We start from the raw sequence: 24,701 nt of genomic DNA, 5'->3' as shown, positions 1-24,701 counted from the left end.
GATCTCAATGCAAGGCGCAGATATTAACATGACCATTGCCCCGAGTCGTTAGCCGCTACTTGCCCCTTTACTGATGCACAATTGAGACTAATCTATAACTTACTCACAGCAACCTTTCGGATATCATGGATATATCTATTTCTACGACGGCAAGGTTAGAGTCCCTGGCTAAACAACGCGCCACTGGCATGTAAAAGACGAAACGAAGTATTTAGATGAGTCCATCTCCGAAAGCACACCCTACTGCCCAAACTCCGGAAACGCTCGACACTTCGCGCGATGGCCAAGACACCTTCGTCATTACACCAGAGGAGCTGATCAACAAGCTGGCGATCCCGACTTTCGCCATCAACAGCGACCATGTCATCACCCACTGGAATCTTGCGTTAGCCCGCGCATCGGGCCTGCCTGCCGATGAGATGATCGGCACACAGCATCAGTGGATGCCCTTCTACTCACACCAGCGCCCCACGCTGGCCGACCTGATACTTGAACCGTCTCCCAAGGAGATGCTGGACAAGCACTACCTCGGAAAATACAAGCCTTCGGACCTGATCGAGGGCGCTTATATGGCGGAGGACTTCTTTCCTGATATTGGCAAGGCCGGTGAATGGCTCTCATTTACCGCTGCACCGTTGCTGGACGGCCAGCACAATATCGTTGGCGCCATTGAAACACTGGTGATCATCAGTGAACGAAAACATGCAGAACAGGAGTTGATCGCCCGAGAAAAGCGCTACCGCCAGCTCAGCCAGATCGACGACCTTACCCGACTGTTCAACGCTCGACAGCTGCGCCGCGAGCTCAGCCGACATATCGAGCTCTGCAAGCGTTACGACCAGCCGTTGTCTTTGGTCATGATGGATCTGGACAGGTTCAAACAGGTCAACGACACCTGGGGTCACCTGTTTGGAGACAAGGTTCTAAAAACCTTCGCGGATATAATTCACCGCAATCTGCGAACGTCTGACGAGGGCTATCGATACGGCGGGGAGGAGTTCATCCTGCTGATGCCATTCATTGATGAGCAAGCCGCTTTGCAGGCGACCGAACGTATACACGCGGGTTTCTGCAACACGACCTTTATCACCGAAGACGGCTCGGAGCTTCAACTGACCGTCAGCGGCGGCATCACCCGCCTACGGCCGGATGATGACTACGACACTTTGCTAGGTCGTGCGGACGCTGCACTCTACGAAGCCAAGAACAGCGGTCGCAACACGATTTTAATCAGCCGTCAGTAGATGGTAGCGGGAGCATCCTGGAGGCTCCGCTGCACCCTGTCATTTAACAGCATCCCGCATCTGCTGGATAACCCCCTCCAATGCCCGCAATGGACGCGCACCTCCCAGGGGCACCACCTCGCCGCTGGCATTGTGCCGAAGGAAACTGCCGGGCGTACCGGTCACGCCAGCCTGCATACCGTTTGCCTGCTGCTGAAGCACCTTGCTCTTGAACTGTTCGCTGTCCAGGCAATTTTTGAACGCCGACTCATCCAGCCCTATTTCACCTGCTAACGGCACCAGATTGGCGATCGGGAACCCTTTGCCATTGGACTTGGTACGCTCGAAAATCAGATCGGAGTAGTGCCAAAATGCATCACCGCCCCCCAAGGAGCCTGCACATTCGGCCGCTTCAGCCTGCTTTTGCGCCCCTGGGTTGTGAAAATCCAGCGGGAAGTGTCGGTAAACCCAATTCACATCCGGGTTGCGCTTCACAAACTCCAGTACAGTGGCATGGAAACGTTTGCAGTACGGGCACTCATAATCGGAGTACTCGATCAGCGTATAGGGCGCATCCACCGGTCCGCGGACATATTCGTTGGCCGGATCGACCGGCGCTATGTTTTTAACCTTCTCCTCACGCGCCTTGCGCTCCTGCTCGACACGCGCCTGATTCTGCTTGTTGATGAACTCGACGATTCCCGCTTCGATTCGTTGCTGGAACGCGTCGCTCTCAACATACTCCTGAATCTTTTGATCGATCAGCTTATCGATCGCGGCACCATCAGGCTCGGCAGCGGAAACAGTCCCCAAACACAGGGCCGACACCAAACCGACGACACCCGCCAGCAATGAAACCCTCATCGACTCACTCCCATTAACCGGTTAGCGGTGGAATAACCTATTGGCTACCAATTAGCTTAACACATGCCGCTATCTGCCATGAGAGCAGGTCACCGAAAGGTTCAAAGTGCGGCGCGAGGGTGAATAAACTCCCATGCCGAACTCTCCGCCCCACGCTCACACACAATTTCGATCAGACAGGGTTCATCCAATGCAAAGCACCGCTCAAGCACGGGTTTTAGCTGCTCAGGTGTCGCCACACGGTATCCGGCAGCACCAAAGCTTTCGGCAAGCTTGACGAAATCCGGCGTTTTCAACTCGGAGCCACAATAACGAGCCCCATATCCCAACTCTTGATCGCGCCGCACATTGCCATAGGAGTTGTTGTTCACCACGATGGTGACCAGTCCGATTTTGAACTCAACCGCGGTCATCAACTCCTGAGCCGCAAACATGAAGCCGCCATCGCCACACACCGACACCACAGCCCGATGCGGATTGGCGACCTTAGCCCCCAGCGCAGTCGGAAAACCAAACCCGAGCGTGCCCTGAAAACCACTGTCTATGTAGGTTCGCGGAGCATACACAGGCAATCCTCCGACCCAGGTTGCAAACCCCATCTGCGAAAGCTCAGGTACATAGATACCATCCCGGGGAAGCGTTTCACGGATCACACTCAGATACGACAGCTGCGGCTGTACTCTCTGTATTGCACGCCAGGCCATGGCCTTTGCCCCGGCGATCTGATCAAGACGCGCCGGATCCGGGTTCACCTTCCCCTGCAACAGATCGCAAAGTACACGACACACCTCATCCGAGTCGCCCACCAGACCCAGATCAGGCTCAAATATCTTCATCTGGTCCGGGTCGATATCGATGCGGATCAGCTTAGGGCCAGCGCTGGGCTTCTGCTTGTACTCCATGTAATTACCCCAGCGCATGTAGGGCATTTCAAGACGCGAACCGATGCCAATCAGCAGATCGCACTCATCCCAAAGTTGCCGTGCAGCTACCGGCGGCACACCCAGGGGATGATCCTCCGAAACGACGCCGCGACCACTGCGAAAACCGCTTACCGGCGCATTGAGCAGGCTCGCTAGCTCTCCAACAGACTCCGCCGCGTGCAAGGCACCTGAGCCGCACATGATCATCGGCTTTCGTGCACGGGCCATCATGGCAGCGGCAGAGCGCAACGCATCAACATCCAGCTCCTGGCCTCTCTGCCGTGTCAGCGTCGGGGCTTGGGTTACAAACTCATCCACCGCCGCCATCGTATCCCAGCACATCTCGACGGTCACAGGACCTGGACGCCCCTCACGTGCAGTCTCGAAGGCGCGGTTGACCACTTGTGAGGTCTGGGCCGGCGCATCTTCGATAAAAAAAGCGTCCTTGATGATCGACTTAAGCGTGCCCCGCTGATCCTTCAGCTCATGGAGGTGTCCCCGTCCTTTACCCACAAAACTGGTCGGCACCTGGCCTGTCAGCCCCACCACCGGACTGCAGTTCCCCATTGCGGTACACAGTGCCGCCGCCGTATTCAAGATGCCGGGGCCAGGCACAACTGCGAAAGTGCCCGTCTTGCCGCTCGATTTGGCATAGCCCATCGCCATATAGGCGGCGCTCTGCTCATGACGCGGCACGACAAGGTTCAGGTTCTGCTTGTAGATACCGTCAAACAGCGGATAGATCTGCGCCCCGGGAATGCCGAAGATGGTATCAACGCCGTTGGCGACAACCGAGTCGATAATCGCCTCACCGCCCGTGATTTTTTTCATAACGCACCAAAACTTAATATGTTATTGATGAGCATGGTAGGCAGCGCGAATAGCCCCCGGAAGTATAGTTTCGCGACAGCGGGTATAATGAAAACGATATAGCCACCCCAAAGGTCCCGCATGAACATCAAGCAGCTCAAATACTTCCTAAGCATCGCCGAAAACGGAAGCATCGCTGCCGCCGCTAGGGCCCTTGATGTGGCGCAGCCTGCGCTGAGCATTCAGATATCCAAGCTTGAGCATGAAGTGGGCGCCTCGCTGTTTACCCGCGGCCACACGGGCGTGCAACTGACCGACGCAGGAGAGCTGTTCCACTTCCACGCATCGGCAGTTGTCACGCAGATGGATCAAGCGCTGGGAGAGATCTCGGACCTGAATAAAACCATACAGGGCACCTTTGTAATCGCCATGAATCAGGCGACTGACAATATACTCGCCCTTCCGCTTTTCCGTGCGCTTGAAAAGCGCTATCCGGGCATCGATCTTGATTTGAGAACTGGGCTTTCCTATGAGGTCAAAAACCTTTTAACCAGTGGCGATGCCGATCTGGCCATCATTTATGAAGACGGTCAAAAAGATCCCGACATCATCAAATACCCCCTGATCAAGGAAAACCTGTTCTTTGTCTGCAAACCCGGAACGCTTAACCGGCGAAGAGAGGAGATCGATTTTGCCGAGATGGCCGAACACGAAATCGTCATGACCTCGGAAAAGGAGTCACTCGGCTATACCACAGCCCGCTACGAGAGACAGACAGGCATCGAGCTCAAAAAAAGACGCCCTTATGGACAACTGCTGACAGGGCTTCGATTTTCGGCGCAAGGTGTGTGCAACATCGTACTGCCCTCTTCGGCTTTTTATCACCTTGAGGAGCGTGGAGAGGTTCAGGCGTACAAAATCATCAACCCGGAAGTTGAGCGGGATGTGTATCTGGCGGTCGATGCACGCAAGCCTCTGCGACTGAGAACAATAAAAATGATGGAGGTTATACGAGAGTGCGTCGAGCAGGAAAACAAGGAAAAACGCTGGATAGGAAGCCCGACGTTTCGTTGACTCACGCCCTCGAGCGAGGACTATGAAATTGGGCACGACGGCCTGATTAGACTTGAGGGAGGGGGACTGGGGGTGGCTCCACCAGCCGACATCCCGGCACACGAGTCGACCGCTGTGGCTGCTCCCTTCCGGGCCTGACCAGGTTCACGGTTTATCGTTGCGAGAGGACCGGCGGAACCACCATAACGCGGCTTTCGCCTTGTTTCGAAAGCCCTTTGGATGCGGCATCTATCGAAACAGGCGCGCAGTATAAGCATCGTGACTGTCGAATGCAAACGCCAACGTCGCACCGTTAATCAATCGGCCTGGACTTGCCCAACCGTTCGACGATCCCGCCAGCAATGGACTTGATCAGGTTTTGATCATGAGACTCCGATGGCAAGGGACGACATAAGCGCATCGCCTGCAAACCGGTACGCGCTGTAAAGAGCCCGGCACCCAAGCCCTGCCCCGCCCGGGCTGACAGGCTTGCCGTCAGCGAGCTACCTAATGCAGCGGAGCCTGCATCGATGGCGACCTCACTGAGACCTGCAAATGCCAGGTTATGCATCACCCGTTTGAGCAATGTCCACTGAGCAGCAGCACCCGGTGCGACACCGTAAATGGCGGCGATTTCACGCAGCATGCGCAGATTACGCCACCCTACCAGCAGCATATCGAAACTCGCCCAAGGGCTCAGCGCCACCAGCACGCCAGACTCCACGCTATAGCGCTGCACACATCGACGTGCACGCAAATCCTGCTCGGTTAACGCATGTCGCGACAGGAAACGCACGACCTCTTCATCGCTATAGGCTGAGTCTAACTGCAGGATTGCATCCTCCAGTGGCTGGCGAGCGGCACTCTCCTTATAGTGCGCTTGCAGTGACTTGAGCAGCCCTGCGGCGTGACCCTGCCCTTTATGTTGCAACAGTTCACGTGCCTGCGTCTGAAGACGCTCAACATTTCGCAGTTGGCGTAGCCCCTTTAAAGCCAGCCACCCTTGCACAGCGCCGCTAAGGGCCAACACCACCAGTAATACACTCACCACTGAACCAGCGGCAGGATGGAGGGTGTAGGACCAGTCCAACAACCTGTACAGCTCGACACCCACCGCACCAATAAGCGTGGCCGTCAGTGATACGCCAAACACCCGCCGCCAGCGGCCTTTTCGGCGCGCTAACCTCTGAGTCGTCACTGCCGCGGGAGGTTCTTCAACAACATCCGTTATCTGCTGCAGCGAAAACTCCTGCGCTGACATAGAGTTTTCAGCCGCCTTATCAGCGGTATCAAGCTGTGAAGGGTCGACCCAAACCGCTTTTTGATAGCGAGGTTGCTCACTCATTGAAACTGGTCTCCCGTCATGTACTCCAGCAGTTGATCAAGGCGGATATGATGAGAGGACTTGAGATCAGCCGAAGGCAAGCGATGCGGCGCGAAGTCGACGAATCGGAAACGATCCTGTGTCCAGTCTTCACTACCGGGAAGCTCGGTTGGGATCTCGCCCGGAAATAACGCAACCTCCTCGCCGGTGTCCTTGCGCAGCCCTCTCAGGCACGACAGGGTCTGACCGTCCACATGCGCCTGAGCGGCCTGGGTTGCGCGCACGGAGGCAATGGCCATGCACCGGGTATCAATTCCCTCAAAGCCCATGTCACGCTGAGCATCCTGCACAATCAACTCCAGAAAACGGTCCAGATTATGATGCTGATTGGCAGTGACGTGATCGGCCTTGGTCGATGCGAACAACACACGATCAATGCGCGGACTGAACAGACGACGCAAGAAACCCGAGCGCCCGTAGTTGAAGCTTTGCAGTATCGCACTCAACGCCTGCTTCATGTCGTTGAAGCAGGCCTCGCCCCGATTCAAGGTTTTAAGGCAATCCACCAGCACCACCTGACGGTCGAAGCGGGAAAAGTAGCGTACATAGAATGGCCGTATCACTTGCTGGCGATATTGCTCATATCGCTGCTGCAGCGTCCAGCGCAATGAACCTTCCGGTGCTTCTGAACTGACGGGCTCAGGCAACACCAGCGGAAACAGCTGCAACAGCTCACTCCCCTCCATATCCCCGGGAAGCACACAACGCCCAGGTTGCAGAAGGCTCAACGCATGCGGATCTCGCCGCAATATCTGCAGCAGGGTTGAATACTCCCGACTCAGTTCCTGAAGCAGCGCGTCATCCCGCGGCGAGTTCCAGTCAATCCTCTGCAGCTTTTGCAACCACCCCGCCGCAACCGTGCGTCGCGGCTCTTTCATGAACAGCTGACGCTGGCTCTCACACCATTGCTCGAAGCTCTGCTCAAGCATCGGCAGATCAAGTAACCACTCCCCGGGGTAGTCGATAATATCGAGAAACAGCGTACTGCTATCCCCAAATACACGGCGTAACCCAGGCGCCCTGCGATAACGAATCGCCAGACGCACTTCAGACAATCCCCGGGTGGATTGCGGCCAATGCGGCGATGGCTGGGATAGTCCTTCTATTGCATCCCGCAGGGGAAAGGGCGAACTGGATTCAGCACTGAGATCCCGCGTACCAACCACACGACCATTGGCGGCCAGTTCGAAAAACGGCAAGGAACCGCTTTTGTGGGCGTGTAAAAGGTGATGGACCAAAGCGGTGATAAATACTGTTTTCCCACTCTGGCTCAGCCCAGTTACCGCCAGACGCAGATGCCGATCCATACTCTGTTCAGCCAGATCCGTCAGCCGGTTGCGCAGATCATCGACCCGCACATCACCCATCCAGGATTTCAGTCTTTTCGATACGCCCATTGCCACCTCTTGTTGCCAGACACCCCGAGGGTATGCCAGAGCTCATTAAACAGAGCTTAAAGAACGCAAGACGTTCAATTAGAGCGTGACCACCCGAACAGCCAGACCGACCAGAAGCGCGCCAGTCGCGCGTTCGACAAACTTAGCGCGTCGGCGCAACGCTTTCAGCAATCGAGGGTGAGAAAGCAGCAGGGCTACCAGCGTATACCAGGCACCATCGACCACCGTGGCCGTCACAATCATCAGCCACTGCGACAATACACTTTGCTCAGCGCTGACAAACTGTGAAAAAAGCGCCATGAAAAACAGCGCCAGCTTGGGGTTAAGCAGAGAGACAACAGCGCCAGCACGAGCGGCGCCCATCAAGGAATGTACCTGGGCCTCCCCAGCATCGAGCGTGCCCGCCTCGCCAGCGTGTCGCCAGGCCTTAATGCCCATCCACGCCAGATAGGCGGCCCCCGCCCAGCTCAATGCAGTAAATACCAGCTGCTGCCCTGTCACCAGCAACGCCAGACCATGCACTGTCAAAAACGCCCAAAGGCCAACACCCAGGGCATGAGAAAGGCCGGCCACAACGCCATGCCAGCGACTGTTACGCACCGTCTCGCGAAGCACTACAGCAAGACTTGGCCCCGGCGACATGGCCCCCATCAGGCAGACCATAAACAGAGACCCCCACAGCACCCACGACATACTTCTCTCCCTTCCCTGACTGATATGACTTCATACATTATCTACCCTGTCCGCTATCCTGTCACAGGTAGAAACAGCTCGTCGGGCTGCACCTCTCCCTCGGCTTGAGGTATAGTGCCGCCCTTGGTAAATCAGAGATTTTTCGGGTATCAGCATGGCAATTTCACTTCAGGATCAACTCCTCAAGGCCGGTATAGCCAACAAGCAACAGGCCAAGAAAGCCAAGCAGGAAAAGAAGAAAGAGAAGAAGGGACAGGCACCTGCCAATAACGGCGATGAGCAGGCAGCGTTGGAAGCAGCACGCAAAGCCAAGGCCGAACGCGATCGTGAGCTTAACCGCCAGCGTGAAGCCGAGCAGGCACAGAAAGCAGCCACTGCCGAAGTACGCCAACTGCTCGCACAGCACGCTGTTCGCCTGCCGCAAAACGGTGAAACCCGTTACAACTTCGTGCATGAAAAGAAGGTCAAGTCACTGTGGATCGACGATTCGATGCTCAAGCAGCTTGCGCGCGAGCAGCTGCTGATCGCATTTTTCGATGGTCGATACCAGATCATTCCGGCTGAGATCGGAGACCGCATCGATCAGCGCCTGACCGGTGTCGTTCTGCCACGTCCAGAACCGGAAAAAACGGAAGAGGACGATCCTTATGCCAATTATCAAATCCCGGACGACCTGATGTGGTGATACAAGGGCTCCGCTGAGGGTATACTGTTGGAAACTTCGTTTCCTTTAGTCTGACAGTGTTTCTCGGCCGGAGCTCATTCAATGCCCGATCAACCCCACTTTCTCCAGTCAGAAAAACAGAACCTTCATGTCGAGCGTGCCGAAGAAGACGCCCGGGTCGAGCCATTACAACTCGGGCAGCGCGTCCGGGAGATACGCCTGAGCCAGAACCTCACCCTTGAGGAGGCCAGCAAACTGACGGGCCTTGCCCGCTCGACCCTGTCCAAAATAGAAAACGAGCAGATATCCCCCACCTTCAGCGCCGTCACCAAGCTGGTAAACGGTCTGGGCATCGACATACCCCAACTCTTCACCCAGCCCAAGCGCGATCGCGCCGGTGGTGGCCGTCGCGATATTACCCGCTTCGGCGAGGGCCGCCCGCACCCCACGCCGACCTACGAACATGAGCTGCTGTCGACCGCTCTAACCAGGAAAAAGATGATTCCCTATCGCACCGCGGTAAGGGCACGCAGTTTCGACGAGTACAAGGAGTGGGTACGCCACGACGGCGAGGAGTTTCTCTACGTGTTGGAGGGGCAGGTCATGCTCTATACCGAGTTTTACGAGCCGATCCTGCTCGGTGTCGGCGACAGCGCCTACTATGACTGCGAAATGGGGCACGCGTTGGTTTCGGTCGGCGAAGAAGACGCGATCGTGCTCTGGGTCACGGCCTGAGCACAGAGCTCTGGCAATCCCACCCCAAGCGTTTTATCGTTGCCGTTAAATAACAATTAACGCGCAGGAGCGCCCAATGTCCCGCATCAATACCGATGAGCTGCACATTCTTCTGATCGAGCCCTCCTCGACTCAACGCAAGATCATCATGCACCAGCTGGCAGATGAACACGTCGGTTCGATTGATGCCGTTAGCAATCAGGCTGAAGCGATCAGCTACCTGACACGGATGCGCCCCGATCTGGTAATCAGCGCCCTCTATTTTGAAGACGGCTCGGCTGACCAACTCCTTAAGCAGATTCGCTCGAGCAAAGCCCTGTCAGACCTGCCCTTCATGCTGATCTCCAGCGAAAGCCGTCGCGAACAGCTCGAAATATTCAAGCAATCGGGCGTTGTGGCCATTCTGCCCAAACCCTTTACCCGCGAACATCTGACCAAAGCGCTGAATGCCACGCTGGACCTACTCGATCAGGATGATCTGGAGCTGGAGATGTTCGATATCGACAGCATCCGAGTACTGGTTGTCGATGACAGTCGCATGGCGCGACGCCACATCATGCGCGTTCTGCAAAATCTCGGTGTTCGCCACCTGATCGAGGCGACTGACGGTCGTGAGGCGATTGAGCGGCTGCAGCGGGAGATGGTGGATCTGGTGGTCACCGACTACAACATGCCGGAAGTAAACGGCGCGGAACTGGCCGAGTTTATACGCCATTCGGCGCTGCACTCGCACCTGCCGATCATGATGGTCACATCTGAAGCCAACGATGCACATCTGCGTAACATCAGCCACTCCGGCGTCGATGCACTGGCAGACAAGCCGTTCGAACCGGATACGGTCAAGCAGCTTCTTGTGCGGCTGCTTGACCGTCGCTAGCGGACCCGTTTACTCGCTGTAGAAACGGGGTACCCGGGGGGTCAGGCAGGTCACCATGGTATAGGGGATGGTGTCACACCATAGCGCCACTTCCGATACTGGCAACTGTTTGCCGAACAGCTCGACGCGGTCTCCGACTTCAACCTCGGGCAGGTCGGTCAGATCGATTGTCATCATATCCATCGACACACGCCCGGCAACCGGTACTCGCCGCCCCTTCACCACCACCGGCGTACCATTTTTGGCATGGCGCGGATACCCATCTCCGTAGCCCATGGCGATTGTGCCGATCCGCGTCGGACGCTCACATACGAATGTGCCGCCGTAGCCGACAGCCTCTCCCGGCGCCACGTCGCGTATCGCAATAATCTCAGTGCTCAGTGTCATCGCCGGCAGCAGCTGGTCGGCAACCGGTTGAGGCGCCATGAACGGCGTCGCTCCGTACAGCATCATGCCCGGACGCAACCAGTTACGGTGAGCACCCGGCCAAGCCATGATCGCCGCCGAGTTACTCAGACAAGCCGCCAAACCTTCTGAACCGGCCAGCGCTTCAAAGCACTCTATCTGATGCTTGGTCGCCGACTGCTCCGGCTCGTCAGAGCGCGCGAAGTGAGTCATCAGAATCACTTCGGACACGCAGTCCAGCGCCTTCAACCGGCTGACAGCCGCCGGCACGTCAGAAGGTGCAAAGCCAAGACGATGCATCCCCGTATCCACTTTAAGAAAGACGGGAAAAACGGATGCCATCTGCGCCTGCTCAAGGGCCACCAACTGGTGTTCGCTGTGTACCGCGGGCCAGAATCCCTGGGCGTCTACTTCCGGCAGCTCGCCGGCATCGAAACACCCTTCAAGCAACATGATCGGTTTAGCGATACCCGCTGCACGCAGCTCAAGCGCCTCTTCTATGCAGGCCACACCAAAAGCTGGAACCTCAGATTCCAACGCTCTTGCAACCTCGATAGCGCCGTGGCCGTATGCGTTAGCCTTGACGATCGCCACTGCACGAGCGTTCGGCGCCTGCGCACAGGCCAGCCGGTAGTTATGCCGGATCGCACTCAGATCCACATCGGCACGTACCTTTCGACTCATTCAGATCCTCCTCCGTCTCGGCCGCTTAACCGGCAGTGACCATAATGCCTTCTACTTCGATATCCACGCCCTTGGGCAGCTGTTTGACAGCATAGGCGGCACGCGCCGGATAAGGCTCACTGAAGTAGCGCCCCATTACCGCGTTAACCTGCGCGAAGTGATCCATATCCGACAGCAGGATCGTCAATTTAACGATGTCAGCAAGCGAACCACCGGAGGCTTCTGCAACGGCGCTGAGGTTTTCGAACACCTGCACAGCCTGAGCTTCAAAAGACTCGGTTACCACTTCCATGGTTTCCGGCACCAGGGGGATCTGGCCAGACATATATACGGTGTTGCCTACTTTGACAGCCTGCGAGTAGGTACCGATTGCCGCCGGCGCCTTGTCTGTGCTGATAATGCTCTTATTGGACATAGTTAATCCTTTCAAAAACGCTTATAAATTGGGTCAGGAAACGGAGGAGGACCTGACGCACGTATCTTCCCCCAAGCGACCACTCGCTCGCCAGCCCCAATTCGACATACACATGCGTGTTACTCACATACCGAGTAGCGGGACGCAGTCGTTTGCCTTATCTTTTAGCATCACCTACACCTCAGATAAGTGTGCGCAGCGGATGATGTGCGTTCCATTCTAAGCGATTGAATGAATTAATTTTTTGTGAATTTGTTAAAATTGCATTAGAATAAACTGAATTTCATCTTTATTTTGGCGAAAAAGACCAAGTTATGGCCAATATACAGAAAACAAGAAAACTCGATCGCATCGATCGCAACATTCTGACCATCCTTCAGAACGAAGGCCGTATATCCTATACGGAACTCGCTGACCGGGTCGGACTGTCGACGACCCCCTGCATGGAAAGGGTAAAGCGCCTGGAGCGCGATGGCGTGATTACTGGGTACCACGCCAAGGTCAATCCGGAGATGCTGGATTTCAACCTGCTGGTTTTTGTCGAGATAGCCCTCTCCTATCAGTCGCCAGATGCCTTCGAGAAGTTCAATAAAGCGGTCGATAAACTGCCCTATATTCTCGAGTGCCACCTGGTCTCGGGCGACGCCGACTATCTACTCAAGGCGCGCCTGCACGATATGTCACAGTATCGTGAGCTTCTCGGCCAGATGTTATTGACCCTCCCCGGTGTAAAGAACTCCAAAAGCTACATCGTAATGGAGGAAGTAAAAGAGCAGTCCGAGCTTCCCACCGACATCAGCGCGAAAGGCGAGTGAGATCACTCGCCTTTCGCCACTCCCTGTACAACGGCCCCTCACCGCCTAAGCTAAAAATTTAACCGGGATCAAAAACGGCCCCCTCCAGGCAACTTTACGTGCACTGCGAATGGACATAGCAGAATTTAGTTTTTAGGATTAGCCGCTTCTGACCTTAAATACACTGACTAAAACCCAATACTCAGGTATTAAAACCATAAAAAATACCAATATCAGGTTAGGTCAGCTGATATCAACAACTGTGGAGACTCACCATGGATGCGTTTGAATCGATGATAGCGAGCATTAACGGCATCGTCTGGGGACCGATGATGCTGATTCTAATTCTCGGCGTCGGCTTCTTCCTTTCTCTGGGCCTGAAATTGATGCCGATTCTAAAAATCGGCACTGGGTTCCGACTACTCTGGAGCGGCCGCACCGCTTCATCCGATGATCTGAGCAAGGGCGAGATTCCGCCGTTCCAAGCCTTGATGACGGCGCTGTCCGCCACCGTCGGCACCGGGAACATTGCCGGTGTCGCCACCGCCATTTTCCTGGGTGGACCCGGCGCACTGTTCTGGATGTGGATAACCGCCCTTATCGGTATGGCCACCAAATACTCGGAAGCGGTGCTGGCAGTGAATTACCGTGAAACCGATGAACAGGGCAACCATGTCGGCGGTCCGATGTACTACATCCGCAACGGCTTGGGTAAAAACTGGGCCTGGATGGGCGTGGCTTTCGCAATCTTCGGTGCCTGCGCCGGCTTCGGTATCGGCAACACGGTACAGTCCAACTCCGTGGCCGCGGTGCTGGAGAGCAATTTCCAGATCCCGACCTGGGCCAGCGGCATAATCATCGCCGTTTTGGTGGGTGCCGTTCTGCTCGGCGGTATCAAACGTATCGGTAGCGTCGCCGGGGCCCTGGTACCGTTCATGGCGATCTCCTATATCCTGGCGGGACTAGTAGTGCTGGCGATTCAGGCCGATCAAGTGCCGCACGCCCTGGCGCTGATCTTCGAGCACGCATTCTCCCCCATCGCCGCCGAGGGCGGTTTCGCCGGTGCTGCTGTCTGGGCGGCGATCCGCTTCGGTGTGGCGCGCGGTGTGTTCTCCAACGAGGCTGGACTGGGATCCGCCCCGATCGCACACGCAGCTGCGCAGACCCACAGCCCGGTGCGTCAGGGACTGGTTGCGATGCTGGGTACCTTTATCGACACCCTGATGGTCTGCACCATCACTGGCCTGGTCATCGTCAGCTCTGGCGCCTGGACCGGCGGGGAATCCGGCGCTGCGCTGACCAGCGCCGCCTTTGCATCGGCACTGCCATCTTTCGGTAACTACCTGGTCGCCATCGCGCTGGCCATTTTCGCCTTCACCACGATTATCGGCTGGTCATTCTATGGCGAGAAGTGCGTCGAGTTCCTGTTTGGTGTCAAAGCGATCATGCCCTACCGAATCCTGTGGATTCTGGCAATCCCAGCAGGTGCCATGCTCAGCTTGGACTTCGTCTGGCTGGTGGCCGACACATTGAATGCGCTGATGGCGATCCCCAACCTGATCGCGCTGGCACTGCTGAGCCCCGTCGTATTCAAACTGACCCGCGAATACTTCGACAATCAGTAACGCCCGCGTACTCCCGGCGGCCCGATAAATCCGGGCCGCCGTTTCGTTTCACCCCTCCCTGAAGCTGCCTAACACGTTATACTAGCGCCCTTTCCAACTCCACGGATTACACCATGCTACGCCTGGATTTGCTGCTGGTTCAAAGAGGACTGGCCGATACACGTGCACGCGCCCAACGGCTGATCAAGGAGGGGCGGGTACGTATACAACTGGGCCAGTGGCAGCCTGCTCTGAAGACAGGCATTAAAGTGCCCGAAGAGATCGCCATTGAGGTGGAACCCAGCGAAGAGGACCGTTTCGTTTCGAGAGGTGCCCTGAAACTACTGCCGGCACTGGACAGGTTCGCTCCTGATCTTCAGGGTAAAATCGCCATTGATGTGGGACAGTCCACCGGCGGCTTTACCGACTGCCTGCTGCAGCATAATGCACGCCGTGTCGTCGGTATTGAGGTTGGACATGACCAGCTGGCCGAGCGCCTTAGACAGGACCCTCGAGTTGTTTGCCTCGAAGGCTACAACGCACGCCAGCTAAGTGCCGATCTGCTTGAGCATACCAGCGGAAAAGGGTTCGACCTGGCGGTGATGGATGTGTCGTTCATCTCGCAAACGCTGATCCTGGACTCTCTCGCCCCACTGGTCGCGCCCGAGGGTTTGTTGATAACACTGATCAAACCGCAATTCGAGGTCGGGCCCGAGCATGTCGGCAAGGGTGGAATTGTGCGTGATGCAACACTCTACCCCAAGGTACGGGCACAAATAGAATCGCAGCTGACCCGCTTGGGTTTCAGCACGCTAGAATGCAGTGACAGCCCGATTCTCGGCGGAGACGGCAACCGAGAATTCGTACTGGTCGCCCAAAAGAACATTAACGAGACACCATAATGCAGATAACGCTGGAGCGTCAGATCGCCCCTTCTCTGGCCAATCAAAAAGCGACCGACTTTCTCGCCGGGGAGTCGGGTTTATCGCGCCAACGCATCAAGGACGCGATGTCCAAGGGCGCAGTCTGGCTTAAACGGGGCCGCAATCGCAAACGCCTGCGCAAGGCCACAGAGCAGCTTCGCTCTGGCGACCTGATACAGCTGTATTATGATGACGAGCTGCTGGCACGCACCGCGGATACACCTGTATGCCTGCACGACGCCAGCGGATACTCCGTTTGGTTCAAGCCAGCCGGCGTGCTGGCCCAGGGCAACGACTTTGGCGATCACCTGTCCTTGCTGCGCATTGCCGAGCTGGGCCTTGAGCCCAAGCGCGCGACCTTTCCTGTACACCGCATCGATCGTGAAACCGCCGGGCTTATGCTGATTGCTCATAAGCAAAGTGTCGCAGCCAAACTCTCTGCCATGTTTCAGGAAAGAGAGATTACCAAGCGCTACCGCGCTCTGGTTCTTGGCGAGCTGCCCGGCACCGGCACTATCGATAGCCGCCTCGACGGAAAACCTGCACTGACGCGCTATCGCCTTATGAGCTATAACGCCGACACGAATCAAAGTCTTGCAGAGGTCGAGATCGACACGGGTCGCACCCATCAGATACGACGGCATCTTAATGGTATCGGGCACCCCGTGATTGGCGATCCCCGCTACGGAGAGGGTAACAAGAACTCGGAAGGGCTTCAGCTTTTCGCGACAACGCTTGCGTTCACCTGCCCGCTGAGGCGACAACCGGTCACCTTTGAACTGTCTGATGCATTTCTACGGACACATTGCCAATACACCTTTGCCGGCAACGCATAATCTCTATTTTGGATTCTCATCATGCACAGGCGGGTAAACACCCTCCCGCCTGAACAACCGCTCCCCTCGCTTCTGAGCCTGAAGCATTTCGGTGAGCTGCTTGCTATCCACCGGCTTCGAGAACAGATATCCCTGCCCGAACACACACCCCTCCCGACGCAGATCGTCAACGTTCTGGAGGTTTTCGATGCCCTCGGCGATCACTTGCAGATCGAGACTTTCAGCCAGCCCGATAATGCTGCGAATAATCCTTGGATCTTTGGGCGTAATATTCAGATCACTGATAAAGCTGCGATCAATCTTCAACTTGTCGACCGGCAGCCGCTTAAGGTGGTTCAGGGAGGAGTAGCCGGTGCCGAAGTCATCCAACGCAATCTGCACGCCCAACTTCTTGATGTTGAACAGTGTATCGGGGGAGCTTTCGATATCCCGCATCGTGGTGTCTTCGGTCACCTCTATGATCAGCTGTTGGGCGGGCATACCCGTGTCGTCAAGCAACCGCATCAGCGAGCCGCAGAGATCATGCTGCGCATACATTGAAGGCGAAATATTAACCGCCACGCAAACCGTCTCGAACCCCTGCTGTGCCCAACGGACATATTGCAGACACGCCTGCCGGATCACCCACTCGTTGAACTCAAGCGCCATGCCATATTGCTCGGCGACAGCCACCACCTCCAGCGGCGAAATAGCGCCATAACTTGGATGATGCCACCTCAACAGCGCCTCGACCGATACGATCTTTCCGCTCTCGAACGCCACAACAGGCTGATAATTCAGTACCAGCTGGTCACCGGCTATGGCGGTTTTCAGATCGCGGGCGATGATATTCATGCGCTGGAGCGTTTCGTTCATCTCCGGCTCGAAACGGCGATAACCGGCACCACCCTCCCGCTTGGCCCGGTACATGGCCAAATCGGCATTGATCAGTACCTGAGCGACATCGTCACCATCGATTGGAAAGACACTGACCCCCAAACTCGCCGAGGGAAAGATGGCGTTGCCCTTAAGACGAATCTCCTGCCCTAACTGTTGCCACAACCGCCGTGACAGCTCCATGCACTCTTTGGGATCTTGAACCAGCTCCTGAATGATTAGGAACTCGTCCCCACCCATCCGAGCTACTGTTTGCTGATGTCCCATGAACTGGCGCAACCGGTCAGCGATCGTCCGCAACATTTGGTCGCCGTGGTTATGGCCAAGCGTGTCGTTAACATCCTTGAAATTGTTTAGATCGATGAGGTGTATGCCTAACAACGTGCCCTGCTTGCGCGCGCGGTTCGCAGCCGTTACAAGTTTTTGGTTTACGAATTTACGATTGGGCAGACTTGTGAGGTCATCATGGAGCGATTGATGCCGGTTACGCGCACTCTCTCTGATCAACATGACAATGAGCAAGGCACCACTGAGCGCCAGACCAATCAACGATACGCTGACCAACCAGTTGAGTTCGAACACACGCTTGATACGCCCTTGTGCGATGGGGCCGTTAAAGCTATCGACGTTAAACGTGCGAACCTGACTCTCATACTGATTTAACCTATGAATGAGCGATTCAGCCACTTTCAAATCACCCTGCTCAAGCGAGACCACCTGCGGTTCAATCTCACGCAGAGTCGAGCGAAGTGCGGTCAACAGTTCCTCTGCGCCCGAAACCTCTCGAAGCTCTTTGGACTCACTGCCCAGGCTAAGAATCTCCACCCGACTCCAGAGCAGATCAAAACGCAATAGAAGCTCATCCGTACTTTCCCGCCCAAGTCCGACAAGCTCAAGGATTCTGGTGAACTTGATCAGTTCAATCTCAAGCTCTGACGCGGCCCAGCCGCTGCCTTTCTGGGTAACCGAGATGAGCTGTGACGATTCGATATGCCGCTGATAACTAACCATGGTGCTGACGGCAAACACGCCAACAGCAATGACCAAAAGCAAAAATCGGGGAGAGCGGTAACGAGGCATCAGTGCAGCTCTATACGACGCAGCTGCCACACCTGATTGGCTTGGTGACGCGACTGGTCAGCAAGTGGCAAATCCTCGAAAGGGTAGACGATCCAGAGTGGCCCCTTGTCACGAACACGCATGTAGCTGCCGTTGTTCTTGATCGCAACAAGTACCGGTACGGCCGCCAACTCCCGGATGTCCAGCGTAGCGTGATAATCATTGAGCGCCATAACCTCAGCACTCTGACTATTCGAGCCGACATATTCCAGCAGGTCACTCAAATACACACCCTGAAAATGCTGGATCCCCTCAGTCCAGGGCGTAGCCATATCCAACGTGCTCTGAGGCAGCGCTTCGAGCATTTCACGATCGAAATCCGCCCGCTGCGGTGCATTGGTATTTGAAATGTCACCACTAATACTCAAGATGACCGGACCCTGAGGCACAGGCAACTCCCCGCCAAAAACGCTGGGCGACATCAATAGCGTCAGCAGCAAGGCACCGATAAACTCACGCAAAACCGACCTCCCGATTGAAACGGCTCAACCCACTGCGGATGTCTTTTTTCTCATGCTTATGGAAAAACCATAGCTAAAAACGGGCATGAGGCCCTTAAGTTAAAAGTATAAGAACTTGATTGTCCACAATAGTTGAGAAACATTCGCATCGGCTGATCTGCATCACACTCTCATCTGCCGTTTGAGTTCCATACGGCGCAAGAACTCCGCCATGATCTCATGGTACAGCGCGCCTCCCAGCTGCAGGTCTTCCACGCCGGAATCGATACTCGGGTTGTCATTCACCTCTATCACCACCACCTTATCGCCGGATTGTTTGATATCCACTCCATACAACCCATCGCCGATCAAGCGCGTTGCTTTCAGTGCGACATCCAGCACTTTACGGGGCACCTCCCAGATAGCGGGGGTATCAAAACCACCGGAATCCGGCTCGTTACCACCTTCATGCCGGTATATCTGCCAGTGATCCTGAACCATGAAATATCGACAGGCGTATAGCGGTTTGTTATTAAGCACGCCGATGCGCCAGTCGTAATCGGTATACATGAACTCCTGCGCCAGAATAAGCGAGGAGTTTTGACGCAAACGCTTCAACTCTTTTGACAGGCTTTCGATCGTCTCGACCTTTATCACACCGCGCGAAAAGGCACCGTCCGGTATTTTCAGCACAACAGGCAAGCCGAGCGTTTCGGCAATAAGTTCTACGGTCTCACCACGTGCATCGCTGACGATCATCGTTTTCGGCGTCGGCACCTTGTGGGTACGCAGAAGGTCAGCCAGGTAGACCTTGTTGGTACAGCGCAGGATCGAGGTCGGATCGTCCATCACCACCAACCCTTCGGCCGCCGCCTTGCGCGCAAATCGGTAGGTGTGATGATCAATTGACGTCGTTTCCCTGATAAACAGCCCGTCATACTCCGCCAGGCGCTGATAATCCTGTTTTCCGATCTGCTGTACGTTGATACCCAGCCGCCTGCCCGCACGCACGAAGCCGGCCAGCGCCGCACGGTCACTTGGCGGCAACTTCTCTTTTGGATCGATCAGCATCGCAAGATCATAACGATAGTGCTTACGGGTACGCGGCTTGCGCCAAATTCGATTGCTGAATCGATCCAACGACTGAGCAAAGCGATCCTGTTCGGACTCATCCGCCAGATCGCGCAGTGCACCTTGCTTGATGCGTTGAATATGCCAGCCCTGATCACGCTTGAGTCTCACCTCAAGCAGCGGGATCGGAAAGCGCTCAAACAACTGATGCGCCAGCGGCGTAAGCTGAGGCGTATCGATCTCACCAAAAAAGATACGCAGATCGAGCTGCTGAGACTGTTCGCCATCGTTCAGCGCCAGGCGATCCAGTGCGGCCTCCACGGCTTCCAGCTCCAATGACCAAAGCGATTTCCGGCGCAGATCATTGATCACCTGCACTGAAGGAATAACGTTGTGTCCACGCGCTTCGGCCAGCAAAGAGCAGTAATACCCCCGACCCAGCGCACGTGAGTTACGGCAACAGTTGATCACACGCGTGCGTCCCTTGCCCTCCCCCTCTGGCAGTGACATGTACTGCTCGAACGAGATCACGTCACGACTGGGAAAATAGGGTGCCCAGTCCTCCAGATCATCCACCACAACGTAAAAACCGGCCATGCCTTACTCTCCTTCAGTCCTCGTCGGCAGTATGCCCCCAGACGTATCAACTTCACACGGCTTGCTGAAAATAATCTTCCTGCACGGCGTGGCACAGGGCTTCTCCCCGGTGTAGGATCGGCTCAAAGTCTCACCTGAGTCCGCCCCATGGACAACATCCTGATTCGCTCTGCACAGCGAAGCGACCTTGATCAGCTCTGCCAACTCGAAAATCGCTGTTTCGACGGCGACAAACTGTCCCGGCGTAACTTTCAGCACATGCTTCGCTCGGAACACGCCGACCTTCTGGTTGCCGACAACGGCCAGGAACTCGGCGGATACGCGCTTGTGCTCTATCGATCGGGCACCAACCTGGCGCGCCTCTACTCCATTGCCATCACGCCAGACTGGCGTGGGCAGGGAATATCCAATCGCTTACTTGAGGGTGCAGAGCAGCAAGCACGGGCTCGGGACAGCGCCTTCATGAGGCTGGAGGTCAGTGTAGAGAACAACAAGGCCATTCGATTATACGAGCTTAGCGGATACCATCGATTCGGCCGGATAACAGCCTATTACGAGAACGGCAGTGATGCTTGGCGCATGGAGAAAACCATTCGCCGAAAGGTGCAACACCCCAAGCCTCGCACCGACTACTACGAGCAGAGCACTCCCTTCACCTGCGGGCCGGCCAGCCTGATGATGGCGATGAAACACCTCGCCCCACAGTACGAGATGAACCGAACAGAGGAGCTGAGGATCTGGCGTGAATCGACCACTATCTACATGACATCTGGTCATGGCGGCTGCTCGCCTCACGGTCTGGCACTCAGCGCATGGCAAAGAGGTTTCAGTGTCCGATTATGTGTGACACCCGCCTCAACACCCTTTATCGACAGTGTGCGGGACCCCGACAAAAAGAGCGTGATTGAGCTTGTACATGAGGACTACCGGCAACAAATAGCCAATACGGAGATTGAGCTGATCAACGCCGAGCTGGATCTGCCGTCTCTGATCGCGCAGCTGCAAGCAGGAGCCGTTGCTGTCACGCTAATCAGTACCTGGCGGCTTAACCGAAACAAGGCACCGCACTGGGTCGTGATTGGATCAGCGGACGAACGCCACGTCTATATCAGCGACCCCGATTTCGACAGAGATCCCTGGCATAGCGAAACCGACTATATAGACGTTCCGGTAGGGCTGGAGGAGTTTCAGGCGATGTCACGCTTCGGCAAAAGCCGGTTACGCGCAACGCTATTGCTGACGAAAAGGAAAAAACCCGCCTGAGCAATGCAGAACTCAGGCGGGAAACCTGGACGGTCATACGACCGCTTCGGTTACGCTCCTTTCCAGCGAAGGATTAGTCCGCCTGTCGACGCAGGAAGGCGGGTATATCGAGAAAATCCATATCATCCGTGCCGGTGCGCTTCATCTCGTGCTGAACCGCTTCCGGCTTTGCACTGCGCTCTTCGTTCTGACGGTTGCGCATCACCGTCGGCAACTCCATCTGAGAGAAGTCAGTGGTCACATTCTTGGTCACCCGGGCGCTGGCCGCCGTTGTGGTGGTTGTTCCACCATTGGCAACACGCACCTGCTGGCTTTCCGCCTTGGCCAAGCCCGTGGCGACAACCGTCACCTTGATCTCTTCGCTCATGTCCGGATCGATAACGGTACCGACGACAATGGTCGCATTCTCGGAGGCATACTCCTCGACCAGATCACCGATCTCGGAGAACTCACCCAACCCGAGGTCCATACCAGCTGTAATGTTTACCAGAATGCCGCTGGCACCCTTGAGATCAACATCTTCCAGCAGCGGGCTGTTGATCGCCGCTTCGGTCGCCTCCTGAGCGCGGTTATCACCCTTAGCACGACCGGTACCCATCATCGCCATGCCCATCTCGGACATGACAGTGCGTACGTCAGCAAAGTCGACGTTGATCATACCCGGGCGGATAATCAGATCGGCGATGCCCTGTACTGCCCCTTTCAATACATCGTTGGCAGTACTGAAAGCCTGAATGAGGCTGCAGTTTTTACCCAATACCGGCAGCAGCTTTTCATTCGGGATGATAATCAGGGAATCCACACTCTCCTGAAGTTCGCGAATACCCTGATCGGCAACCTTCATGCGTTTGCGCCCCTCGAACGGGAAAGGACGCGTCACAACCGCGACGGTCAGGATACCCATCTCGCGAGCGACTTCCGCGACGATCGGTGCCGCACCTGTGCCGGTGCCACCACCCATACCCGCGGTAATGAAGACCATATCCGCACCGGAAAGTGCCTCAGCAATGCGATCGCGATCTTCCAGGGCAGCTGAGCGCCCAACTTCAGGATTGGCACCGGCACCAAGGCCCTTGGTGAGTTCGCCGCCAATATGCAGCACGGTGCGCGCAGCCATCTTACTCAGTGCCTGAGCGTCGGTGTTGGCACAGATGAACTCCACCCCTTCAACTTCAGAGCTCACCATATGATCGACGGCATTACCGCCGCCGCCACCAACACCGACAACCTTGATAACTGCACTCTGCGGTACGCTATCAATCAGTTCAAACATTTCTGCGTCTCCTTCCAGGTTCTTCGATTCCCGATCTGACGTCGGGTTGTTTCTGCATTTTTCGTTAATGGCGTGCCAAACCGGCTAGCCGTGCTCGGCATCCTCGAAGCTCAGAAAGCCAGCTCCGAGATTAAAAATTCCCTTGCAGCCAGGCTTTCATGCGCCCGAACATATCGGGCATCTGAAAACTGCGGCGCTCTTCCACCGGCTGTTGCTTGCGCGCAACCATCGGTTCATGTTCAACAGCGCCAACAGCCTGGCGAGCGTAGTGCAGCAAGCCAATCGCCGTGGCATAAATCGGATTACCCAGCAGATCTTCCATGCCGCGCACACCGTGCGGCCTGGACAGGCGTACCGGCATATGGAAAATCTCTTCGGCAAGTTCTACCGCACCTTCCATTTTCGATGTACCGCCGGTCAGCACGATGCCTCCGGCGATTAAATCTTCAAACCCCGAGCGGCGAATCTCAGCCTGAACCAGGTTAAACAGCTCTTCGTAGCGCGGCTCGACCACTTCCGCCAGCGCCTGACGAGAGAGATCACGTGACGGGCGATCACCGACGCTTGGCACCTTGATCACCTCATCGGCACGCGTCAGCTGAGCCAGTGCACAGGCATATTTGATTTTCAGCTGCTCAGCGTTCACCGACGGCGTACGCAACGCCATTGCTATATCGTTTGTCACCTGATCACCGGCAATCGGTATAACGGCCGTATGCCGGATAGCACCGTGTGTGTAGATGGCGATATCGGTTGTACCTCCACCGATGTCGACCATGCAGACACCCAGATCGCGCTCATCATCTGTCAGCACAGCCTGACTCGATGCCAACTGTTCAAGCACCACCGCGTCGACTTCCAGGCCGCAGCGTCGAATACATTTCTCGATGTTCTGTACCGAGTTGATGGAACCCGTCACCAGATGCACTTTTGCCTCAAGGCGCACACCCGACATGCCCAATGGCTCGCGAATCCCCTCCTGGTTATCGATCAGATACTCCTGCGGCAAAATATGCAGAATCTTCTGATCGGCCGGGATAGCCACAGCACGCGCCGCGTCGATAACCCGCTCCAGATCGTATTCGTTGACCTCTCTGTCACGCACCGCCACGATACCGTGAGAGTTCAAGCTGCTGATATGGCTACCCGCTATACCCACTGTTACCGAGTGAATCTTGCAACCCGCCATCAGCTCAGCTTCTTCTACCGCGCGCTGAATGGAGTTGACCGTCGATTCGATGTTGACCACGACACCCCGCTTGAGCCCCTGCGAAGGCTGCGAGCTAAAGCCGACAATTTCGATATCGCCACCGGGCGTAATTTCACCGACCAGGCACACCACTTTGGATGTACCGATATCGAGCGCCACTATCATGTTATTTGCAATCGTCATAGTCGTCTGAGTCGGGTTGTCTGCATCAGCAGGTTTTAATCGAATCTGCAGCGTTGCAACCGATGCACTCAAAGGATTTAGAGCAAGAAGCGCGCCAAACCAGAAAACCCTTTTTATCGGCTGTCTGCAGAGCAAGTATTGCGTAGACCTGTTTAAAAAAGCAACAGCACCATAAAGGAGAATATCGGCAGGTTTTTGCCGCACTAAAGGGAAATTTCTTTCTATTTCAAACCGCTATACCCAACAGGAGTGAAAAGTTTTGCCGCTTTTAAAAAGCGATATCAAAAAACTTTCATGAACTTCAAAAGCAAAAAAATCAAAATTTAATTTTGAATAACCTGTGACAAATCAATATTTAATTTTGATAAAACACAAAAATATCAAA

22 protein-coding genes and 1 other RNA gene are annotated in these 24,701 nt (G+C 55.6%); 10 read left to right on the top strand and 13 right to left on the bottom strand.

Annotated features, from left to right (window positions below; translation table 11 throughout):
* The first annotated feature begins 215 nt into the window (after window positions 1–215).
* Entirely contained in the window at window positions 216–1,244 is a 1,029-nt protein-coding gene (locus ADIMK_RS08985; protein WP_051692761.1) for a diguanylate cyclase, read from the top strand.
* A gap of 39 nt (window positions 1,245–1,283) precedes the next feature.
* Here the strand turns inward: ADIMK_RS08985 and ADIMK_RS08980 are convergent, their stop codons facing one another.
* Together ADIMK_RS08980 and ADIMK_RS08975 are read right to left on the bottom strand one after the other, a co-directional pair.
* Window positions 1,284–2,087: a DsbA family protein gene (locus tag ADIMK_RS08980; RefSeq protein WP_051692759.1), complete on the bottom strand. Its 804-nt coding sequence runs from the start codon at window positions 2,085–2,087 to the stop codon at window positions 1,284–1,286.
* 101 nt (window positions 2,088–2,188) lie between these two features.
* On the bottom strand, window positions 2,189–3,841 hold the full coding sequence (locus ADIMK_RS08975) for a thiamine pyrophosphate-dependent enzyme (protein WP_036186508.1): 1,653 nt from the start codon (window positions 3,839–3,841) through the stop codon (window positions 2,189–2,191).
* 120 nt (window positions 3,842–3,961) lie between these two features.
* Here ADIMK_RS08975 and ADIMK_RS08970 point away from each other — a divergent pair, with 120 nt between their 5' ends.
* The gene (locus tag ADIMK_RS08970; RefSeq protein WP_036186505.1) at window positions 3,962–4,894 is read left to right on the top strand and encodes a LysR family transcriptional regulator; all 933 of its coding nucleotides are present in this window, start codon (window positions 3,962–3,964) and stop codon (window positions 4,892–4,894) included.
* A 76-nt stretch (window positions 4,895–4,970) separates the two neighbouring features.
* Here ADIMK_RS08970 and ffs read toward each other — a convergent pair.
* From ffs to ADIMK_RS08955, 4 genes are all read right to left on the bottom strand, one after another.
* Window positions 4,971–5,068: signal recognition particle sRNA small type (gene ffs / locus ADIMK_RS21675), an RNA gene on the bottom strand.
* 118 nt (window positions 5,069–5,186) lie between these two features.
* Complete coding sequence (locus tag ADIMK_RS08965; protein ID WP_036186502.1) at window positions 5,187–6,218, bottom strand: TIGR01620 family protein; 1,032 nt, start codon at window positions 6,216–6,218, stop codon at window positions 5,187–5,189.
* Window positions 6,215–7,654: a YcjX family GTP-binding protein gene (locus ADIMK_RS08960; RefSeq protein WP_051692756.1), complete on the bottom strand. Its 1,440-nt coding sequence runs from the start codon at window positions 7,652–7,654 to the stop codon at window positions 6,215–6,217. The genes ADIMK_RS08965 and ADIMK_RS08960 overlap by 4 nt, the downstream gene beginning before the upstream one ends.
* 78 nt (window positions 7,655–7,732) lie before the next feature.
* Entirely contained in the window at window positions 7,733–8,347 is a 615-nt protein-coding gene (locus tag ADIMK_RS08955; RefSeq protein WP_036186498.1) for a LysE family translocator, read from the bottom strand.
* Between the two features lie 154 nt (window positions 8,348–8,501).
* On the opposite strand from ADIMK_RS08955, the gene ADIMK_RS08950 reads away from it, so the two are divergent.
* The 3 genes from ADIMK_RS08950 to ADIMK_RS08940 all read left to right on the top strand — a co-directional run bounded on the left by ADIMK_RS08950 (window position 8,502) and on the right by ADIMK_RS08940 (window position 10,623).
* A complete protein-coding gene (locus ADIMK_RS08950; protein ID WP_036186495.1) occupies window positions 8,502–9,032 on the top strand; it encodes a DUF2058 domain-containing protein in 531 nt (176 codons plus the stop codon).
* Between the two features lie 81 nt (window positions 9,033–9,113).
* Complete coding sequence (locus ADIMK_RS08945) at window positions 9,114–9,746, top strand: helix-turn-helix domain-containing protein (protein ID WP_036186492.1); 633 nt, start codon at window positions 9,114–9,116, stop codon at window positions 9,744–9,746.
* Window positions 9,747–9,822: 76 nt separating this feature from the next.
* Window positions 9,823–10,623 carry a response regulator gene (locus ADIMK_RS08940; RefSeq protein WP_036186490.1) on the top strand — a complete coding sequence of 267 codons (801 nt, stop codon included), beginning with the start codon at window positions 9,823–9,825 and terminating at the stop codon, window positions 10,621–10,623.
* Between the two features lie 9 nt (window positions 10,624–10,632).
* On the opposite strand, the gene alr is transcribed toward ADIMK_RS08940, so the two are convergent.
* Together alr and ADIMK_RS08930 are read right to left on the bottom strand one after the other, a co-directional pair.
* The gene (gene alr / locus ADIMK_RS08935; protein ID WP_036186487.1) at window positions 10,633–11,712 is read right to left on the bottom strand and encodes an alanine racemase; all 1,080 of its coding nucleotides are present in this window, start codon (window positions 11,710–11,712) and stop codon (window positions 10,633–10,635) included.
* Window positions 11,713–11,737: 25 nt separating this feature from the next.
* Window positions 11,738–12,127, bottom strand: coding sequence for a RidA family protein (locus tag ADIMK_RS08930; protein ID WP_036186485.1), 390 nt, complete (start codon window positions 12,125–12,127; stop codon window positions 11,738–11,740).
* A 314-nt stretch (window positions 12,128–12,441) separates the two neighbouring features.
* Here ADIMK_RS08930 and ADIMK_RS08925 point away from each other — a divergent pair, with 314 nt between their 5' ends.
* From ADIMK_RS08925 to ADIMK_RS08910, 4 genes are all read left to right on the top strand, one after another.
* Window positions 12,442–12,942, top strand: a complete 501-nt coding sequence (locus tag ADIMK_RS08925; protein WP_036186482.1) for an Lrp/AsnC ligand binding domain-containing protein — start codon at window positions 12,442–12,444, stop codon at window positions 12,940–12,942.
* 254 nt (window positions 12,943–13,196) lie between these two features.
* On the top strand, window positions 13,197–14,546 hold the full coding sequence (locus ADIMK_RS08920) for an alanine/glycine:cation symporter family protein (protein ID WP_036186479.1): 1,350 nt from the start codon (window positions 13,197–13,199) through the stop codon (window positions 14,544–14,546).
* 113 nt (window positions 14,547–14,659) lie between these two features.
* Window positions 14,660–15,427: a TlyA family RNA methyltransferase gene (locus tag ADIMK_RS08915; protein ID WP_036186476.1), complete on the top strand. Its 768-nt coding sequence runs from the start codon at window positions 14,660–14,662 to the stop codon at window positions 15,425–15,427.
* Entirely contained in the window at window positions 15,427–16,284 is an 858-nt protein-coding gene (locus ADIMK_RS08910; protein ID WP_156042858.1) for an RluA family pseudouridine synthase, read from the top strand. Before ADIMK_RS08915 ends, ADIMK_RS08910 begins: the two co-directional genes overlap by 1 nt.
* A gap of 3 nt (window positions 16,285–16,287) precedes the next feature.
* Here the strand turns inward: ADIMK_RS08910 and ADIMK_RS08905 are convergent, their stop codons facing one another.
* The 3 genes from ADIMK_RS08905 to ADIMK_RS08895 all read right to left on the bottom strand — a co-directional run bounded on the left by ADIMK_RS08905 (window position 16,288) and on the right by ADIMK_RS08895 (window position 20,387).
* Window positions 16,288–18,240, bottom strand: coding sequence for a putative bifunctional diguanylate cyclase/phosphodiesterase (locus ADIMK_RS08905; RefSeq protein ID WP_051692754.1), 1,953 nt, complete (start codon window positions 18,238–18,240; stop codon window positions 16,288–16,290).
* A complete protein-coding gene (locus ADIMK_RS08900) occupies window positions 18,240–18,740 on the bottom strand; it encodes a putative pterin-binding protein (RefSeq protein WP_051692746.1) in 501 nt (166 codons plus the stop codon). The genes ADIMK_RS08905 and ADIMK_RS08900 overlap by 1 nt, the downstream gene beginning before the upstream one ends.
* Before the next feature lie 162 nt (window positions 18,741–18,902).
* Window positions 18,903–20,387: a RimK family ATP-grasp domain-containing protein gene (locus ADIMK_RS08895; RefSeq protein ID WP_036186473.1), complete on the bottom strand. Its 1,485-nt coding sequence runs from the start codon at window positions 20,385–20,387 to the stop codon at window positions 18,903–18,905.
* Between the two features lie 147 nt (window positions 20,388–20,534).
* On the opposite strand from ADIMK_RS08895, the gene ADIMK_RS08890 reads away from it, so the two are divergent.
* A complete protein-coding gene (locus ADIMK_RS08890; RefSeq protein ID WP_036186471.1) occupies window positions 20,535–21,650 on the top strand; it encodes a GNAT family N-acetyltransferase/peptidase C39 family protein in 1,116 nt (371 codons plus the stop codon).
* Window positions 21,651–21,723: 73 nt separating this feature from the next.
* On the opposite strand, the gene ftsZ is transcribed toward ADIMK_RS08890, so the two are convergent.
* Complete coding sequence (gene ftsZ, locus ADIMK_RS08885; RefSeq protein WP_036186468.1) at window positions 21,724–22,923, bottom strand: cell division protein FtsZ; 1,200 nt, start codon at window positions 22,921–22,923, stop codon at window positions 21,724–21,726.
* 130 nt (window positions 22,924–23,053) lie between these two features.
* Entirely contained in the window at window positions 23,054–24,316 is a 1,263-nt protein-coding gene (gene ftsA, locus ADIMK_RS08880) for a cell division protein FtsA (RefSeq protein ID WP_036186465.1), read from the bottom strand.
* Between the last annotated feature and the right edge of the window lie 385 nt (window positions 24,317–24,701).

Origin of the sequence: Marinobacterium lacunae (assembly GCF_000705555.1) — a bacterium.
Taxonomy (GTDB): Bacteria; Pseudomonadota; Gammaproteobacteria; order Pseudomonadales; family Balneatricaceae; genus Marinobacterium_D; species Marinobacterium_D lacunae.
Note: the sequence above shows the minus strand (reverse complement) of the source record. Positions and strands in the feature narration are given on the sequence as shown.

Coding starts and splice junctions, on each gene's coding strand:
- ADIMK_RS08975 (WP_036186508.1), bottom strand. CDS start 3,841: ATGAAAAAAATCACGGGCGGTGAGGCGATTATCGACTCGGTTGTCGCC.
- ADIMK_RS08960 (WP_051692756.1), bottom strand. CDS start 7,654: ATGGGCGTATCGAAAAGACTGAAATCCTGGATGGGTGATGTGCGGGTC.
- ADIMK_RS08905 (WP_051692754.1), bottom strand. CDS start 18,240: ATGCCTCGTTACCGCTCTCCCCGATTTTTGCTTTTGGTCATTGCTGTT.
- alr (WP_036186487.1), bottom strand. CDS start 11,712: ATGAGTCGAAAGGTACGTGCCGATGTGGATCTGAGTGCGATCCGGCAT.
- ADIMK_RS08985 (WP_051692761.1), top strand. CDS start 216: ATGAGTCCATCTCCGAAAGCACACCCTACTGCCCAAACTCCGGAAACG.
- ADIMK_RS08915 (WP_036186476.1), top strand. CDS start 14,660: ATGCTACGCCTGGATTTGCTGCTGGTTCAAAGAGGACTGGCCGATACA.
- ADIMK_RS08980 (WP_051692759.1), bottom strand. CDS start 2,087: ATGAGGGTTTCATTGCTGGCGGGTGTCGTCGGTTTGGTGTCGGCCCTG.
- ftsZ (WP_036186468.1), bottom strand. CDS start 22,923: ATGTTTGAACTGATTGATAGCGTACCGCAGAGTGCAGTTATCAAGGTT.
- ADIMK_RS08890 (WP_036186471.1), top strand. CDS start 20,535: ATGGACAACATCCTGATTCGCTCTGCACAGCGAAGCGACCTTGATCAG.
- ADIMK_RS08950 (WP_036186495.1), top strand. CDS start 8,502: ATGGCAATTTCACTTCAGGATCAACTCCTCAAGGCCGGTATAGCCAAC.
- ADIMK_RS08955 (WP_036186498.1), bottom strand. CDS start 8,347: ATGTCGTGGGTGCTGTGGGGGTCTCTGTTTATGGTCTGCCTGATGGGG.
- ADIMK_RS08920 (WP_036186479.1), top strand. CDS start 13,197: ATGGATGCGTTTGAATCGATGATAGCGAGCATTAACGGCATCGTCTGG.
- ADIMK_RS08895 (WP_036186473.1), bottom strand. CDS start 20,387: ATGGCCGGTTTTTACGTTGTGGTGGATGATCTGGAGGACTGGGCACCC.
- ADIMK_RS08965 (WP_036186502.1), bottom strand. CDS start 6,218: ATGAGTGAGCAACCTCGCTATCAAAAAGCGGTTTGGGTCGACCCTTCA.
- ADIMK_RS08940 (WP_036186490.1), top strand. CDS start 9,823: ATGTCCCGCATCAATACCGATGAGCTGCACATTCTTCTGATCGAGCCC.
- ADIMK_RS08970 (WP_036186505.1), top strand. CDS start 3,962: ATGAACATCAAGCAGCTCAAATACTTCCTAAGCATCGCCGAAAACGGA.
- ADIMK_RS08910 (WP_156042858.1), top strand. CDS start 15,427: ATGCAGATAACGCTGGAGCGTCAGATCGCCCCTTCTCTGGCCAATCAA.
- ADIMK_RS08925 (WP_036186482.1), top strand. CDS start 12,442: ATGGCCAATATACAGAAAACAAGAAAACTCGATCGCATCGATCGCAAC.
- ADIMK_RS08930 (WP_036186485.1), bottom strand. CDS start 12,127: ATGTCCAATAAGAGCATTATCAGCACAGACAAGGCGCCGGCGGCAATC.
- ftsA (WP_036186465.1), bottom strand. CDS start 24,316: ATGACGATTGCAAATAACATGATAGTGGCGCTCGATATCGGTACATCC.
- ADIMK_RS08945 (WP_036186492.1), top strand. CDS start 9,114: ATGCCCGATCAACCCCACTTTCTCCAGTCAGAAAAACAGAACCTTCAT.